The following is a 15678-nucleotide window of genomic DNA, read 5'->3' as shown; positions in this document are numbered from 1 at the left end:
CACAATTGTGAAAGTGCCATTCCTTGATGTCCGCAGCGCCTATATTGAACTGAAGTCCGAGATCGATGAGGCCGTTTCTCGAGCGCTCGACTCCGGCTGGTATATCTTCGGGGAAGAGGTCGCACGATTTGAAAAGTCGTTTGCCGACTACACCGGTACCCGTTTCGCGATCGGCGTAGGCAATGGTCTCGATGCCCTGCGTATCGCCCTGATGGCGATGGGGGTGTCCGAAGGGGACGAAGTCATCGTTCCTTCCAACACCTATATCGCGACGTGGCTCGCGGTAACGCAGTGCGGCGCACGTCCGGTGCCTGTCGAGCCCGACGCAGACACGCTCAACATCGATCCGCGGCGCATCGAGCAGGCCATGACCAGTAAAACCAAGGTTATTCTGCCCGTGCATCTGTATGGACTGCCAGCTGAAATGGGTCCGATCCTCGAACTGGCGCGTCGCAAAGGTGTGCGAGTCCTCGAAGACGGCGCGCAGGCACACGGTGCTCGCTACCGTGGTGAACTCATTGGCGGCCACGGCGATGCCGTCACGTGGAGTTTCTATCCTGGCAAAAATCTCGGCGCATTCGGTGATGCGGGCGGTGTGACGACCAACGATGCAGAGCTCGCTGAGCGGATCCGGACCATTGCGAACTACGGCTCGAAGGTGAAATACGTCAATGAGGTGTGTGGGGTGAATAGCAGGCTCGATCCGCTTCACGCCGCAGCACTGAACGTCAAACTGCCGCATCTGGAGGAGTGGAACAGGCGTCGCGTGAAAATCGCGGAGTACTACCAGCGTCACCTGCAGAACACGAGTGTGCGGGTTCCCGTTTCGCCTCCGGATTGCATGTCGTCATGGCATCTGTTCCCCGTCTTTTCGCAGCGGCGCGATGCGTTACAGTCGAGGCTGAAGGAGGCCGGAATCGAGACGCTGATTCACTACCCGATTCCACCGCATCTGCAACAGGCGTACCACTTCCTCGGGTACGAAAAGGGCGACTTTCCTGTTGCCGAAGCAATGGCCGAGACCGAGTTGAGTCTGCCCATCGGCCCCCATATGACGCCTGAACAAGCAGCGTATGTTTGTGAAATTATCGCGGGTTTCGAGTAATGCAAGACTTTGATCTCGATCGATTGCATGAATCGGTCGCGAAATGCATTTCCCTATCGCAATACGACGACGCGATGGTGCGCATCAAATCGTTCGTTGAGCAGATCATCAATGACCCGGAGTCTATTGCGGTTGTCTTCGCGAGCCGTGAACTCGATGATTTGTGCCGTATGCTGGCCGACGCCTATTACGGCGATAAGCATGTAAGCGCAGGGCGAGGCACCGTCATTCTTGCATCCGAACTAGTCAGGGCAGGCGGGCATGTCGAACTGATCAAGGACTATCTCGCCCTCGGACTGTTCGAAAGCCCGGTACGCGTGGCGCTGACGGACCTGTTCAATCGGATCGATCACGACACCATCCAGGAGTGGGAGAGCGTGCTCGGCTGCGAGGTGTTCGTTGCGACGGAAACCGGGCTGGAGGACAAGCTAGACGCACTCTCTGTAAAGCTTGGCGAATGGAACCCGTCAACCATTTTGACGCTGGGTCACAACCAGGACGTCGTGTCCATCGTTGCGGCGCACTTTCCTGGCTCAACGAACAGGTACTACATCCACCACGGCGATCATCACCTTTCCCTCGGTGTAACGTGCGAGGCTTTTCAGCATGTCGACTTGCACAACATGTCGTATGAGCTGTGCAGACACCAGATCGGCGTCCTGCAACAACGCTATTGGCCGCTCAGTGCTGTCAGACCATCGGAGCGCAAGAGCAGCTTCCTGGATAGAGGCGTCTTGACGAGTTGTACATGCGGGCGAGAATCCAAGTTTGAGTCGGGATCGTATGCGCTATGCTATGAGCGCGCTGTCGCCTGTATCCTGAAAGCTTCGCGCGGTTATCACGTGCACATCGGCGAGTTGTCCGACGCATTTTTGCAAAGGATTTACGCGGGACTCGACGCCGAGCAGATTAGCCGCGAACGCTTCATTCACATTGAGTGGGTGCCTTCATTGTCGAAGGCGTTGATTGAGAATTCGGTGGACGTGTATGTCGGTTCCTTCCCGCTTGGTGGTGGGAAAGCGCTGATCGAGGCGATGTCGGTCGGCATGCCTGTCGTCACGCATGAGTCATATCGCTCCCGCTATCATGGGGGATGTGAACTTACTTACCCTGACAGCAAGATCTGGCGCAGATACGACGAGCTTTCCCGGATTTTTGAGCAATGGAACCAGGCGCTGCTGGAGCAGCACGGCGAATTGGCGCTGCAGCACTTCGAGCGTTACTACTCGAAGGAAGCCTTTTTGAGTGCCTTTGCACGTGATCCGAATAGCACGCCAGATGTTCCGCCATTGCGCGCCTATCGTGGGAACCCGCTGCAAAACTACCTGGATACGAGGCGGCAGCGGGAGGAGTTGCGGTTGCAACACGAAACTGAGAGGAACCGAATATTCGGCGAATGGGAGAAACTTCGCGCTGCGTACGAAGAGCGCGCTGAAACGACTCTGAATCAACAGGCGCTCATCGAGCGACTGACAGAACAAAAGCATCAGTTGGAGATGTCGCTGGTCGAACAGGAAGTCATCTCGCAGCAACTGGAAGATGATCGCGTTCGGCGATCATGGAAATGGAAAACCAGAAAGTTGATCGACGTGATGCTGAACAAGCAAAGCTAAGTCCGATCACTTTATCCTAAACTTCGTCACCTATTGCTTTGTGTGAATCAGTGAAAACCTTTAAGAATCTATTTCAGAAGAGTAGTCAGAGGATTGAGCAACGAATAGAGGACTTTAAGGATTTCGACCCTGAAGCCTATTTGAAGCTGAATCCCGACGTCCGCGAAGCGGGGGTCGATCCGTTGCTGCACTACATCAATCACGGCCGGTCCGAGAAAAGAGCGTTTACTTTCCCTCCGTTCGAGTGTTTCGAGAACAAGGCTTTCGATCCCGCGCGCGACACCGTGCTGCTCGTCACTCACGAATGTTCGTTGACGGGTGCTCCCGTACTTGTCTACAACATAGCTGAGGTATTGTCCCGCAGCAGGAACGTAGTCGTTCTCTCGCTTGGTCCAGGCATGCTCGAGCCGTTGTTCAAGGAACTCGATATCGCTTATGTGCCTGCACACCATGCGCGTTTTAGCCGCGTGCATACGGAGTACATCGTCGAGAAGATCGCAAAGCGCTTCAAGCTTGATTTCGCGATTGTAAATAGCATCGAGTCGCAACTGGTCGTCACGCCATTGAAGCAGGCCGGTATTCCCTCGGTTGGCCTGATTCACGAGTTCGCGTCGTGCTATCCGGATCCTCCGGCGCGTTTCAAGGACATGATGACAGTGCCGCAGCAAGTCGTCTTTTCCTCGGAGATCACGTACAAGGACGCAGTTCGCTTTGTCGACGACTTCGAGCGGGAAAAGATACACATCTTGCCTCAGGGACGTTCCAGCATACCTGGCAAACGTGTCAACGACGAATCGGCGGAAAAGGAGCAACAAAGGTTGCGATCGATCTTGCGGCCAGAAACCGAGGGTGCGAGAAAGTATGTGGTCCTCGGCGCAGGGTCGGTCAATTTTCGCAAGGGTGTCGACCTTTTCTTGCAATGTGCACGTCAGATATTGTCGAAGGTGGGCGAGGATCAATGCCGGTTCGTCTGGATTGGCCAAGGGTATGAGCCGAGAAAGGATGCCGCGTATTCGGTGTATCTCGAAGACCAGATCATGCGCGCTGGTTTGACGGAAGCCGTCGAAATCATCGATGAAACGACGGAAATTGAGACTGCATACGAGCTATCGGATCTTTTCCTGTTGAGTTCGAGGCTTGACCCGTTGCCGAATGTCGCAATCGATGCGATGTCCTTCAGCAAGCCGCTGCTTTGCTTCGACAAGACGACAGGTATCGTGTCGTTCCTAGAGGGGGCCGGCTTGAAGGAACTCTGTATTGCGGCTTACCTCGATGTCGAGGATATGGCTGACAAGGCGAGCCGCTTGCTTCTTTCGGCAGACTTGCGGGCGCAGGTAGCGTCCCAGCTTTCCGCACACGTTGCCGATAGCTTTGACATGGAGCGATACGTCGACCATATCGTCGCGCTGGTCAAACCCGTTGCGCAGATGAATTGATGCGGCTTTGCGGTTCGGTAGCCGGCTAGCCCACAAGTTACAGCCGTTTGAAGGCGTGAAGAACGTCACCCCGTATATCGTTTCTGGCCCGCGTTTCCGGCCAGAAACGATATGTCATACTCGTAATTGATCACTTAAGAGGCTAGGCTATGAGCCACGATGTTGACGCGTATGCGGCCCTCCAACACTACGTGTCGCCAGACGATCATTCGCGTCTCGTCGTCCAGGCAGACGGCCTCGCTGGCGCCGGACGTACCTACCGCTACCTTGCGGGCTTCGACACGAACGTCCGGATCCCCGATTTCCGTGACATCGGCGCTCTTGAGGAAGGGGGGCAGACGTCCCTCGCGATGTACGACTTCGAAGGCGCTCGGCAAGTGTACAAGAACTTTCTCTCGTGGATGTTTCGCACGTTTCGTGTGGACGAGACTGAGTTCCGAAACGATTTGATTCGTCGTCTGCGCGTCTCGGATGGCGCACGTGTACTCATCACTGGCTGTGGAAATGGCGACGATGTATTGGCGGCGCTAGAGGCGGTCGGGCCTACCGGGCGGGTTTACGCGTCCGATCTCGCTCCGGAAATGGTCGTCGCGACCCTTGCGGCGCTTGCGGAGAAGGGTGCCGATGCACTAGCGCACACGAGTTTGTCGGTTTGCAATGCAGGTAGTTTGCCGTTCGAAACGGGTTTCTTCGACGCTGCTTTCCACTTCGGCGGGATCAATTTGTTCGATGATGTAAAAGGCGCCATTCACGAAATGACCCGGGTGACGAAAGAAGGCGGGCGCGTCGTGTTCGGCGACGAAGGGGTTGCGCCGTGGTTGGCGGACACCGAATACGGCCGCATGGTGGTTGCAAACAACTATCTTTGGGCGCATCGGGCGCCGATCGATTTGCTTCCTCACGCGGCAGTCGATCCGAGCCTGAGTTGGGTGCTCGGAAACTGCTTCTATCTGATCGACTTCGAGAAGCGCTCTTCAGGACCGTTCATCGATCCCGACGTACCTCATGTCGGTCGACGCGGTGGCACGATGCGTACGCGCTACTACGGGCAATTGGAGGGTGTGGCTCCTGAGCTCAAGGAGGCTGTGCTCAAGATCGCCTCTGAACAAAAAACGAGTGTCGTCGAGTGGCTTGAGCGCGCAGTTCGCGACGCGATCGATCGTAGCCCAAACTAGCGCGGGATGTCCGGGTTAATCAGGCCGCATCGCGCGGCCTCTCATCTCGCCAGGAGCGGACGGTTTGCGAGCGGAGTTATCGCGAGGGCATGCGGCGTTTCCGCCAGTCCTTGGCATTCGCCGCAGGTGACCAGCGGAAGCCCAGATACTTTCGCACGTTTGGATCGGTGGGTGCGGACATACCCGTGCTTGCGAATCCGGTTTCGAAATTCACTTGTTGCGCGAGGAACGGCAGGCCAATGAGGTGATTGACGGCCCGACGAACGTCGTTCGATACATTAATTCCGCCCCGGTGATACAGCATCGCGTCCAGCACGATGAACGATCCAGCTGGCGCCGCGATTTGTCTTTCATGTTGGCGCACAAACCGATCGGTGGGGAATGCCTCGATATGATGCGTTGCAGGCAGAACGAAGGACGCGCCGTTCTTGAGGGTGAACTCATCTACGCATAACAACGCATTGAACGCGATCGTTTTTGAACTCGTCCAGTGTTGATAGCTGAGGTCACGATGCCACTTCACCTGATAGTTTTGACGGTCAGGTCGGTTGATGATGCCATTCTGTTGCATCAACACGAATTCTGTTCCCAACAGCCTGGTTGCAAGCTTCATCAGATTTGGCGCCGTCGCCACGGTTAGAAAGTCGGCGTCATAAGTGAGAACACAACGAGCGATGTCTGTGTCGTTGATGCTCGCGAGTGCCTGCTCATCGCCAAGCTCGTGAATCTGGGTCTGATAGATCCGGTCGATTCCCGACTTGAGTTTTTCAATCAGCCCGGCGGGGAGGCCGCTGTCTATTACCGTGTATCCATTGATACGCAGTTCAGCAACCGCTTCGTCGAAAACATCTTCGGACGCTAGTCGTTGCGATACTCCGTGCATCAGCACTGCCGTTTCAGAGTCTTTCATGTCGGAGGATTGCGAGCGCAATCTAAGGGGCAATGAGTTCTGCAACTGCGAATCCGTCGCGACCGAACCCGTTACCGTTGTAGAAACAGTAAGTCTTGTCGCCAGCGTTGATCAACGCGGTATAGGACATCCCATCGGAGTCGAACGAGCCGGGTGAAACATCTAACCCGAGTTGATCATCCATCCGATTCCAGTCGAGACCATTGTCGGACTCAGCGTAACCGAGGCGATATGCGGCGAGCGAAATACGGCGGACGGAGTAGTAGAGCTGGTATTTGCCCTCTGGCGATTTCGTGATCCACGGACGACCAATGCCATGTTCATCCGGCCCAAAGCGCATGCACGGAACGCCTTCACTTGCCCAGTCGATTCCGTCGGTCGATTCGAGGTATTTCAGCGAGTAGCGCGGGACCTCTTTGCCGCCGACGACTTCCCAGCTTGACCCGGCCGTGTACCACATCTGATAGCCGCGTTCGGTCGCTATGACGAAGGGCGCGCACCGGAACATCGATTCCGCCTCGGTGGGCCCCAAGATGGGTGAATCTTGTACGCGTACGAAGCTCTCGCCATTATCGACGCTTTTCGCGAGACCCATGAATATCTTATAGCGGACGGAGTCAGACCGTTCAAAGCCGGAGTAATACATCATCAACGTGCCGTCCGTATTCCGGAGTATTTGCGCACAGACGATGCCCCGTTCGTCGAATGCCCCTGGAGCACCCGTTCGCATCAGGGGGCCGGTCGATTTCCCGATGATTTTCGTAGGGTCGGACGCGTCGACGTCGACGAAGTACGGTCTTCCCACATTGTCCCCATCGCAAACTGTGAGGAAAATGCGGATGGTGCGATCGTCAATGAGTAAAGGGGTCGGAACCATGGCGCGCACGGTGCCGGCTGGAGCATCCTGATCGGTGCGATAGACAAGCCCGCGTTTAAGCCATTGCATATGCCGGAATTGTCCGAACTAAACTGCCATTATAGCGACCGGGTGCCGGGTTTAGTACGGGGCTGTGGATTGGAAAACTGCTTACCCGACCTTACCGCCGAACCATGCCGGCAACGCTGCGCCTATACAAGGGAGTTCAGACGGGGTCTAATACGGGTTCGCCAGCCAGACGTTGGCTGCAAAGTTGCAGGCGTCCAGTGTCTGTCCGCTGTCATTCCCACTTCCGGCGCGTACCCAGCCGCGCGTCACGATGGTGAGCGCTTGCCATGTCATGGATCTTGTGGTTAGTCGCGGTTGACGTCGAGGCTATGTGGACCAATGCGAAGGACACCGACGCTAGCAATGAGTCCGGCGACTAATGCAATATCAGGAAAAGCGAAATGATTAAGGATTTGTTCGACCTCGGCGCCGAGGCATTTATTCTTCGTAGTCTTGATGACAGCGACGAGCAAGCGAAGCCAATCATTTTTCTCCATGTCGCCAAAACTGCGGGTTCGTCGTTCCGTGAAGAACTAGCGGAAAGATTTCAGCCGTCCGAGAATGTGTTTGTCGATTTTTCAACAGTCGAATTGCCAATTGATTTGAAGAAATATGCGGCAATAATGGATGAAAATCTGCTGGAATTGAATGATCGCCGTATGGCTCGGTGCCGGATGGTGTCCGGGCATTTTACTTATGGTCAGATTTCTGGAAAGAAGAACCTGGTTCAGAGCAGGTTGGTGACTTTCATCCGGCATCCCATTTCCAGACTTGTCTCTTTTTATAAATACCATTGCTCGAGTGCGCATCCGGATAACGCTTCTTTCAAGAAGGATTATACGACGTTTCGTCATTTTGTTCACGCGCCCGAAAACATCAATGGGATCTGTCGCCAGCTAACGCCAGATCTTGTCACCAATGGTGCAGACGCGGCGGAATGGATCAAGCGTAATTACTATTGGGTGGGAATCCAGGAAAATTATGTTGCCTCTGTCAAGTTGTTGTTCGCGATGACCGGTATGAGATTTTCCCCGCGCCATAATATCAGGGTCTCCGATTCGAGCTATGCCGATGTCGATCCTGAGGATATCCAGCTGGCGGAACAATTGAACGCGGTCGATATGCAAATGTATACGGTTCTGGCTGAGAATTTCTCACCGCGATGGGAAGAGATTTATCACCAGACTGACTATGATCGGGTTTTCAAGGTTTATCTCGAAGGGCAGTAATAGGATTGGTTACATTCTGCGAGATTGAATTTCACGCCAATTTTATCTGTAAAAATAAGTGGTAAAAGTCTCGATCTTCAGATAATTGCCAGGAATCAATTCGCGCCTAAACGCAGAGCGAAGGAATCAGGGCTTAGGTCTTCAATATTGGACGCGGTAATGAACAAAAGCAAAATTCTTAACGCCGGACGTAGTGATGCCGTTGTATACATCCTATTTGGAGTCCTGCTCGCATTTTTCACCTATCAGTCCGTACACTGGCTGGTCGAATATCGCTTTGGACAATCGTTGGATATTGATGAGTCAGGATATCTGACGCTCGCGCTGTCGTTCGCAAAAGCCAAACTAAATGCGGGCTGGATTGGTTGGTGGCGGGCTCTTTCTGCCCCCTTGGGTTTTGCTCCGTTGGCTCCTGCTGTCGCCTCGTTAGCGATGGTTGTATTCGGGGTCAACGAGAACTATGGCATTCTTTGCAATGTTGGCTTCGCGGTGGGAACGCTAGTGTTGCTGTTCACCGTGCTGCGGCGTTCGTCATTGCCGCATGCGTTGCTTGCTTGCATTCTATTGGCATCGATGCAGAACTTCGTGATGTTCAGCCGTAGCTTTCAGTTTGTCACGGCGACGACATTCTTCTTCTTTGCTGCCTTCGCCTGCTTCGTATTTTCCGATGGCTTTCGCCGCAGTTCCTATTCCGCACTTCTGGGGGCAACTCTCGGATGCATGGTATTGTCGCGGACGATGGCGCTCGCTTTCTTGCCGGCCTTTGTGCTTTCGTTTCTCATTTACCTTTACCTGGCGCGTGCTTTCTCGCGCGATACGATCAAGAACATCGTGCTGTCAATCGTTGTATTTCTCGTAGTTGCCGCGCCGTGGTATCTGAGAAATTTCGAAACCGTATTCGGATATCTGTTTTCATTCGGCTACGGGGCGCACGCCGCTGAGTACGGTCAGTCGCGAGGAATTTTCACATTGGCAAATTTGTACCTGCGCATTCGATGGGTGCTCGTCCAAATGCGCTTGCCTCATTTCGTCCTGATCGTGCCGATCTTCATCGCAGGGTTTATATTTTCGGTCTTTCGAAAAGCGCGGAGTCTCGGCGACAATCTGATTATCTCGGGTGTTGTGCTTTGTCTCGGATGCTTTTTTGTGCTTTCGACGAGTCAAAATATGGGGACGGGCTTTGATTCCCCTATTTATACTGTGATGATTTTTTGTGTCGCAGCCTGGCTTGCCAAGCGCGGCCTACGGTGGTTGCAACCCGTGTACTTCGCATTAGTGATCGTGTTTTTTTCAATAGCGGCGTACGCACATAACGATGTGCAGCGCTGCGAGGCACTGCCAAAGCCTCTCGGTCAACGATTTGGTAAGGACGATCTAGCTGGCCCTTGGCTGAATTGCGGGACGGTGCTGCAAAGCTGGCTGGAGCAGAACGGCTATCCTCCTGAGGACACGCCGGATCGTGTTCTGACTCGTGACGGTGCGATCGAGTGGCGACATATAAGTAAGGCGGTTTCAGATTATCTGTCGACGGCAGACGTCAACAAAGGACCGGTTTTATTCCTTTCGCGCCATATGATACTGAACGTCAATACAGTTGGATTGGAATTGATCAAGAAATTCGGCTACAACCTGCCGATGATTCAAATCGATCCGGGGACGCTCAAGCCTGACGTGAAGTCTTATGGGGAATGGCTAGCCCAGCCTCCTCAAGACTCAGCATGCTTTGCATTGATGCTAAATCAATCGAATGGGGAGTTCTATCCACGCGCGGACCTCGCGACGATGGAATCTGCTCTAAAAGCCTCCGGATTCCAGCAGGTTAAGGATTTCCCAACTCCGCGCCCCGGTCAGCGTCTTGGTGTGTGGAAAAGAAACGCAGCGAGTTGCAACGCTGGATTTGCAATGAAGTGAGGGAACGACTTCGAAAATTGGCTTAGCTAGGTGTTTTGCCTGATGCCTACCAAGCACTTGAGTCTGTGTTCCGGCAATCAGGGTGGCGCAAATGCCAGGTGCGATTCGGTTACTCACCATTACCATATCTTGCAAGGTGGCGTACGGCATGCGTGTCTCAGGCGCATGGGAGCTGAGTATGTATGAAACTTGATAGTCTGACGGCACTTCGGTTTTTTGCGGCAGCTTCGATTGTTATTGAACATAGCAAGAACGCTTTTCGTTCGATGGACTGGATTCCGCATTTTCACTATGACTTCGGTGTCAGTTTCTTCTTCGTGCTTTCGGGGTTCATCCTTACTTATACCTATCGCAACTTCGATAGTGCCGAAAGTGTGCGCCGCTTTTATGTCGCTCGCGTAGCCCGCGTATGGCCGTTGCATATATTCATGCTCGGTACATTCCTCGTAGTGATTCCGCATCAAGGTTGGTTTTTTGGTGGAACGGATGCCCATCATGTAGTAATCTTCCTGGCGAATTTTTTTCTGGTTCATGCCTGGCTCCCGATTATTGCGTTCTTCTTCAGTTTTAATGCGGTTTCGTGGAGCATCTCTACTGAGGCATTTTTCTATCTGGTATTTCCAGTGTTACGTCATCGCTGGGAAAGTACATGGCATTGGAAGTCCGGAATAGTTGCCCTTATCGCGTTTGGTGTGTTGGCTGTTGTAAACCCATACCGTATTTCGTTGGCTAATCCGCAAACGCCTCTAACGATATCCGCCGAAGGAATCGGCTACATTTCTCCGTTTGTGCGGGTAATAGAGTTTTTGCTTGGAATGTTGACGGCAACGGCTTTTGACGCAATCAGAAAGTGGCCACTGCCCAAAGGAGTGGCCTTCTGGACAGTGCTGGAAGTGTCCGCTATCGGCTTAATCGTTTTTATCGAAAGGCTCGCAGGCTACACTGCCACTTCGCCGTGGACCGTATTTACGGTTGAATGTACCGACGCACCCGCTTTCCCGCTGATGATTCTGGTATTTGCGTTCGGTAATGGGCTAATCTCAAAGCTCGTCTCTGTTCGCCCCCTGGTCATTTTAGGAGAGGCGAGTTTTGCCCTATATTTATCTCATCTACTGTTGTTCAATGTGTTTGACAGCTATCGAGGTAGCTTAGCGTTCTCCGATTTGACTCTCTGCATCGGATATTGGATAGCTGCAATAGCGATTTCACTTTTGCTGTGGAGCTTCATCGAAAAGCCGGCGCGTACGCAAATCAGGAGGCTTGGTTCCAAAGAGAAGCCAGTCGCGGCCGGCACCATTTAGCAGAGGCTCGTAAGGCGGTAGCTGACCAATGCATGAAATGCGGGCGCAGCCGGCCGCCGGACATCTGCCGGGTGGAGGTACTGGCCCGTGCTGCCTACGTTGTAACCGACGAAGTCTTCGTACGAGCTATCGCGTTGGCTGCGAGCGCCGACTTTAACGTCAACGTGACCCGCTTCGAACCAGTGGTATGGCTGGATCTCTAGTGCGATGCCTTAAGAACACCCTTCGTCGGTAAGGACGACAGTCGGCATGTCAACGTTCTTCACATACGTGCGCCCCTTTCGGATGCGCGCTTGCTTGCGGCACTTTGCGACATATGTACCTCGATTTCGTCCGTCGCGCTAAACGGCAAATACTGCAGGTAAGCCAACAACCGCACCTCTCTACGCCCGCGGCTAACGGTATCCAGAATCATCCCCGTCATCAGGCTCAACGACGCCAGTATCACCAGGCTCATCGACAGGATGGCTGTCGGCAGACGCGGCACCAGGCCCGTCTCCACGTAGTGTGCGAACACCGGTTCGATCAGCACGAGTGCAATGAACGTCAGCAGCGCGCTAATGCACGTGAAAAAGAACATTGGCCGTTCGTGACGGATCAGCTTCATGATCAACATCAGGATCCGGTAGCCGTCACGATAGGTGTTCAACTTGCTTTCCGATCCCTGGGGCCGGCCGCGATACGGACCCTCGACGTGTGAGATCGGCATCGACAGTTCGAGCGCGTGGATTGTCAGTTCAGTTTCGATGTCGAAGCCCGCCGACAACGCGGGAAAGGACTTCACAAAGCGTCGCGAGAACACCTTGTAGCCCGACAGCATGTCCTTGACACGGTTGCCGAAGATCTTGCGTACGACGCCCGTCAGCATGCGGTTGCCGAAGCGGTGGCCGCCTCGATAGGCCGCGTCCTCGGTTTCCTTGCGGATGTAGTTGACGAGATCGTACGGACCCGACATGGCCGTAGCCAACATGTCGGGCGCGAGGCTGGCTTCGTACGTATCGTCGCCGTCGGCCATGATGTAGTAATCGGCGTCGATGTCGCGGAACATCCGGCGCACGACGTGGCCCTTACCCTGTTGCGTTTCTTTCCGCACGACGGCGCCCGCCTGCGCGGCAACGCTTGACGTGTTGTCGCGCGAGTTGTTGTCGTAGACATAGATCGTCGCGTCAGGCAGCGCTTCCCTGAAGTTGCGGACCACCTTGCCAATGGCAACTTCCTCGTTGTAGCAGGGAATCAGTACTGCGATCTTGCATGGCCTCATTATTGTTTCCTTTATTGCGACTTCTTTTTCATGGCGGGCATGAGCAACATGCCAAAAGCGACGAGCATGGCAAGCCATGCCCAGATCATATGCGGCGGCTCGTAGCCGAAGACGATGCTGCTTTTGCCTGCGGGCAAAGCAATGGCCTGGAACAGGTCTCTGTGTTCAGCAATCGATGTCGGCGAACCGTTGACCTTTGCGGTCCAGCCGGGGAAGAACAATTCACGCCGCAGCAGGGTGGACGGAGTCGAGCAGTCGGCCATCACGTGTTCGCGGTCGTGCGCCGTGATGCGGCACGCCTGACCCGCCTCTTCGAAGTACGGCTTCGGCTGGCCGAGCTCGAAAATGTTCATGACCTGATCGGCATACACCTGCCTGGCCAACGATGGCTTGCCGTCCTGGATCGGCAGTTTGATCTGCAAGCCGTGACCCGTCTGCACCCCCGCCGGCCCCGTGAGTTGCTGCTCGTCGGCGGGGTCGCGAACGGCGGCCATCCACAGCGCGAGAGGCTTGCTGCCGCCGCTGCGCGCAAACCGGTACCGAACGACAGCGTGTGCATCGACCGACAGCGCCCGTGACAACGGGATATAGAACATCGAATTGTCGTTCGACTCCTTCAGGTCCCGCTGTCCGCGGGAGCAAACGGCGTCGACGCAGACTTCCGCCATGAGCATGTCGTCCGACGTGTTGCCGTAGTTACCGATTGACACGCCGATCTGATCGATCGTGACGGGTTTGTCCGTGATACCGGCAGGCAATACTCCTGACACAGCTTCGCCGGGCATCACAGGCAGCGGAGATTGCTTCGTGGCGTCCGTCTTGCTCGAGAGCGTCGAGACGAACGGGTTGTCGCTGGCGCGCGCGATCACATATTTGACGCCGATCCATTCGTAGTTCTCGAGATTGCGGATCAATTCCTGGCTCGACGTCGGCACCGCGGAACCGGCCGTCCGATAGTTGCCGATGAAGGCGATGGGATCCGCGTAGGCATCCAGATTCGCACGAACCCAGTCAACCCAGCGCCGGTTGATGGGCAAGTAGTTGTGGTTGATGGCGGCGATGCCGAAGTAGGCGCCGTAATTCGCCTGGATCGGACCAAGCGAATAGATGCGTTGCAGTCCGACGTTTTTCTGCAGGAAGCCGAGTGCTTCCATGTCCACTTCGCCCGAGCGCGGGTTGCTCAGCGTCGGCATGGAAAACATTAGCACACTGTCGACGATGAGCAGCACTGCAATCGCCGTGGCGGCTCGAGCCGGACGGCAGCGCCACAGGATCGCGCCGAGCGCGCCCACGGAAATCACGCCCCACAGGACGGACGCGATAGCGGCATTTCGGACGGGCACGAAGCCGCGAAGATGAGGCCACAGGGACGCCACATAGACGACGCCCGCTATCAGCAACACCGTGGACAGGATCGCAATGTGGCGTCGATGGGTAGCTTGCTCACGCTGTTGTGCACGCAGATCGTCGATTGCCTGCGCCGCCAGAATGATGAACGCGAATTCCCACGTCGGCACCGCATAGCGGTAGAACGCGGCCTGCGAGACACCCGGGATCAGGTTCCACAGCGCGCTCACGACAGGGACGCCGAACGATTTACCCAGCACCATGAACAGCCAGCCCAGCAGCAGCCACGTGAGGGGCGTGCGTCGCAGCATCGCGCCGTACAGCCCGATGACAACGACGATCAAGCTGAGATAGCCGCCTATGCCACCCCAGATCGCGCCGAGACGGTCCCAAGCGAACCCCCCCGCAGCAATCGGACCGAACACATAAGGGAAAAGCAGGCTTGGCAATACGCCTGCCGGATCGAGCGCGGCATGGGCGAAGCCTCCGTCATGGCCTCCGAGCCAGGCATGCGGCAGGAACTCGAAGAAGGCAAGGACTTGCGGCGCGCAAAGCGCCAGCCCGACTACGCCGCCGATCGCGAGACGGACGATGAACCCCAGCCTGAAACCCGGCGCCTGCCATAAGCGCAAGAGCGACCATGCGAGCGCGAGCAGGCCATTGAGATACGCGGTTTCCGGAAAGCCGGCGACGACGCCCATCCACAACGCGACGGCAAACAGGCGCCAGCCGCGCGGCATCGCGAGCGCAGCCTTGGCGAACGCGCGCTCGACGCCCCACAGCATCCACGGCAAGAAAGGCACAGGCAGGGCCGGTGCGTGATCGAACCAGGCAAGCGCGCCGTTGAATGCGAAGAGGGCGCCGCCCGTCGCGGCGGCAAAGCAGCTTAGTCCCAACTGCCGCAGCAGGCCGTATGTTCCCCAGCCCGCGATGATTTGCAGCAGGATGTGCTGCAGCAGCATCCCGTTGGGCAACAGCAGCATCAAGGTCGGCGGGAAGAATGCGGCGGGCTGATATTCGGCCGCGAGCGGCAAGCCGACGCCCGAAAAATAATTCCACCAGGGAACGGTGCCGTGGAGCCAGTACAGCGCCGCGCGATAGCCGAGCGCCTGAGCGGTAAAGGCGTTGTTAGGATCGACGTACGGCATGCCTTGTGTCAGGCCGGGCTTGTAGTGCTGCGCCAGCATACCCAGATACAGCATCGGGTTCGCGTGATAAAGGCCTGCGAGTCCGGGCAGCGCCGCAATGACGGGCAGCAAAAAAAGCAAAAGCAACGGAACAGCGTCCGTCCGCCGAATACGCCAGATTGTCGTCGACAAAAGGTAATCCCCGAGTGAATCCGAACGCGCCCGGCCGCGTGGGGCGGGGCGTCAGCATGCTCCTGAATCCGGGTCGCGGCAAGGCATGCCGGTCCGGAGCGGCCGGATGCCTGTCTCACCGGGTCTGCACCGCGTGCGCAGTGCCC

At 55.7% G+C, this 15678-nt stretch carries 11 protein-coding genes; 7 read left to right on the top strand and 4 right to left on the bottom strand.

Annotation, left to right across the window (positions count from 1 at the left end; translation table 11 throughout):
- The first annotated feature begins 7 nt into the window (after positions 1-7).
- From BPHY_RS11730 to BPHY_RS11715, 4 genes are all read left to right on the top strand, one after another.
- Entirely contained in the window at positions 8-1105 is a 1098-nt protein-coding gene (locus BPHY_RS11730; protein WP_012401689.1) for a DegT/DnrJ/EryC1/StrS family aminotransferase, read from the top strand.
- Positions 1105-2718: a glycosyltransferase family 4 protein gene (locus tag BPHY_RS11725; RefSeq protein ID WP_012401688.1), complete on the top strand. Its 1614-nt coding sequence runs from the start codon at positions 1105-1107 to the stop codon at positions 2716-2718. The genes BPHY_RS11730 and BPHY_RS11725 overlap by 1 nt, the downstream gene beginning before the upstream one ends.
- Before the next feature lie 50 nt (positions 2719-2768).
- A complete protein-coding gene (locus BPHY_RS11720) occupies positions 2769-4154 on the top strand; it encodes a glycosyltransferase family 4 protein (protein ID WP_012401687.1) in 1386 nt (461 codons plus the stop codon).
- Between the two features lie 149 nt (positions 4155-4303).
- Positions 4304-5329: a class I SAM-dependent methyltransferase gene (locus BPHY_RS11715; RefSeq protein WP_012401686.1), complete on the top strand. Its 1026-nt coding sequence runs from the start codon at positions 4304-4306 to the stop codon at positions 5327-5329.
- A 76-nt stretch (positions 5330-5405) separates the two neighbouring features.
- Here the strand turns inward: BPHY_RS11715 and BPHY_RS11710 are convergent, their stop codons facing one another.
- Together BPHY_RS11710 and BPHY_RS11705 are read right to left on the bottom strand one after the other, a co-directional pair.
- Positions 5406-6239: a phytanoyl-CoA dioxygenase family protein gene (locus BPHY_RS11710; RefSeq protein WP_012401685.1), complete on the bottom strand. Its 834-nt coding sequence runs from the start codon at positions 6237-6239 to the stop codon at positions 5406-5408.
- 22 nt (positions 6240-6261) lie between these two features.
- Positions 6262-7185 carry a glycoside hydrolase family protein gene (locus tag BPHY_RS11705; RefSeq protein ID WP_012401684.1) on the bottom strand — a complete coding sequence of 308 codons (924 nt, stop codon included), beginning with the start codon at positions 7183-7185 and terminating at the stop codon, positions 6262-6264.
- Positions 7186-7565: 380 nt separating this feature from the next.
- On the opposite strand from BPHY_RS11705, the gene BPHY_RS11700 reads away from it, so the two are divergent.
- The 3 genes from BPHY_RS11700 to BPHY_RS11690 all read left to right on the top strand — a co-directional run bounded on the left by BPHY_RS11700 (position 7566) and on the right by BPHY_RS11690 (position 11605).
- A complete protein-coding gene (locus BPHY_RS11700; protein ID WP_012401683.1) occupies positions 7566-8393 on the top strand; it encodes a sulfotransferase family 2 domain-containing protein in 828 nt (275 codons plus the stop codon).
- A 159-nt stretch (positions 8394-8552) separates the two neighbouring features.
- Positions 8553-10304 (top strand): ArnT family glycosyltransferase, encoded by a 1752-nt coding sequence (locus BPHY_RS11695; protein WP_012401682.1) that lies wholly within the window; start codon positions 8553-8555, stop codon positions 10302-10304.
- Positions 10305-10486: 182 nt separating this feature from the next.
- Entirely contained in the window at positions 10487-11605 is a 1119-nt protein-coding gene (locus tag BPHY_RS11690; protein ID WP_012401681.1) for an acyltransferase family protein, read from the top strand.
- A gap of 262 nt (positions 11606-11867) precedes the next feature.
- On the opposite strand, the gene BPHY_RS11685 is transcribed toward BPHY_RS11690, so the two are convergent.
- Complete coding sequence (locus BPHY_RS11685) at positions 11868-12866, bottom strand: glycosyltransferase family 2 protein (protein ID WP_012401680.1); 999 nt, start codon at positions 12864-12866, stop codon at positions 11868-11870.
- Positions 12867-12877: 11 nt separating this feature from the next.
- Positions 12878-15487: a glycosyltransferase family protein gene (locus BPHY_RS11680; protein WP_012401679.1), complete on the bottom strand. Its 2610-nt coding sequence runs from the start codon at positions 15485-15487 to the stop codon at positions 12878-12880.
- Positions 15488-15678 lie beyond the last annotated feature (191 nt).

Origin of the sequence: Paraburkholderia phymatum STM815, from assembly GCF_000020045.1 — a bacterium.
GTDB lineage: Bacteria > Pseudomonadota > Gammaproteobacteria > Burkholderiales > Burkholderiaceae > Paraburkholderia > Paraburkholderia phymatum.
This window is presented reverse-complemented; position numbering and strand designations above follow the sequence as displayed.

Bases quoted from the DNA above. Each gene is read 5' to 3' on its own strand.
- BPHY_RS11725 (WP_012401688.1), top strand. From the start codon at position 1,105: ATGCAAGACTTTGATCTCGATCGATTGCATGAATCGGTCGCGAAATGC.
- BPHY_RS11715 (WP_012401686.1), top strand. From the start codon at position 4,304: ATGAGCCACGATGTTGACGCGTATGCGGCCCTCCAACACTACGTGTCG.
- BPHY_RS11710 (WP_012401685.1), bottom strand. From the start codon at position 6,239: ATGAAAGACTCTGAAACGGCAGTGCTGATGCACGGAGTATCGCAACGA.
- BPHY_RS11705 (WP_012401684.1), bottom strand. From the start codon at position 7,185: ATGCAATGGCTTAAACGCGGGCTTGTCTATCGCACCGATCAGGATGCT.
- BPHY_RS11700 (WP_012401683.1), top strand. From the start codon at position 7,566: ATGATTAAGGATTTGTTCGACCTCGGCGCCGAGGCATTTATTCTTCGT.
- BPHY_RS11695 (WP_012401682.1), top strand. From the start codon at position 8,553: ATGAACAAAAGCAAAATTCTTAACGCCGGACGTAGTGATGCCGTTGTA.
- BPHY_RS11690 (WP_012401681.1), top strand. From the start codon at position 10,487: ATGAAACTTGATAGTCTGACGGCACTTCGGTTTTTTGCGGCAGCTTCG.
- BPHY_RS11685 (WP_012401680.1), bottom strand. From the start codon at position 12,866: ATGAGGCCATGCAAGATCGCAGTACTGATTCCCTGCTACAACGAGGAA.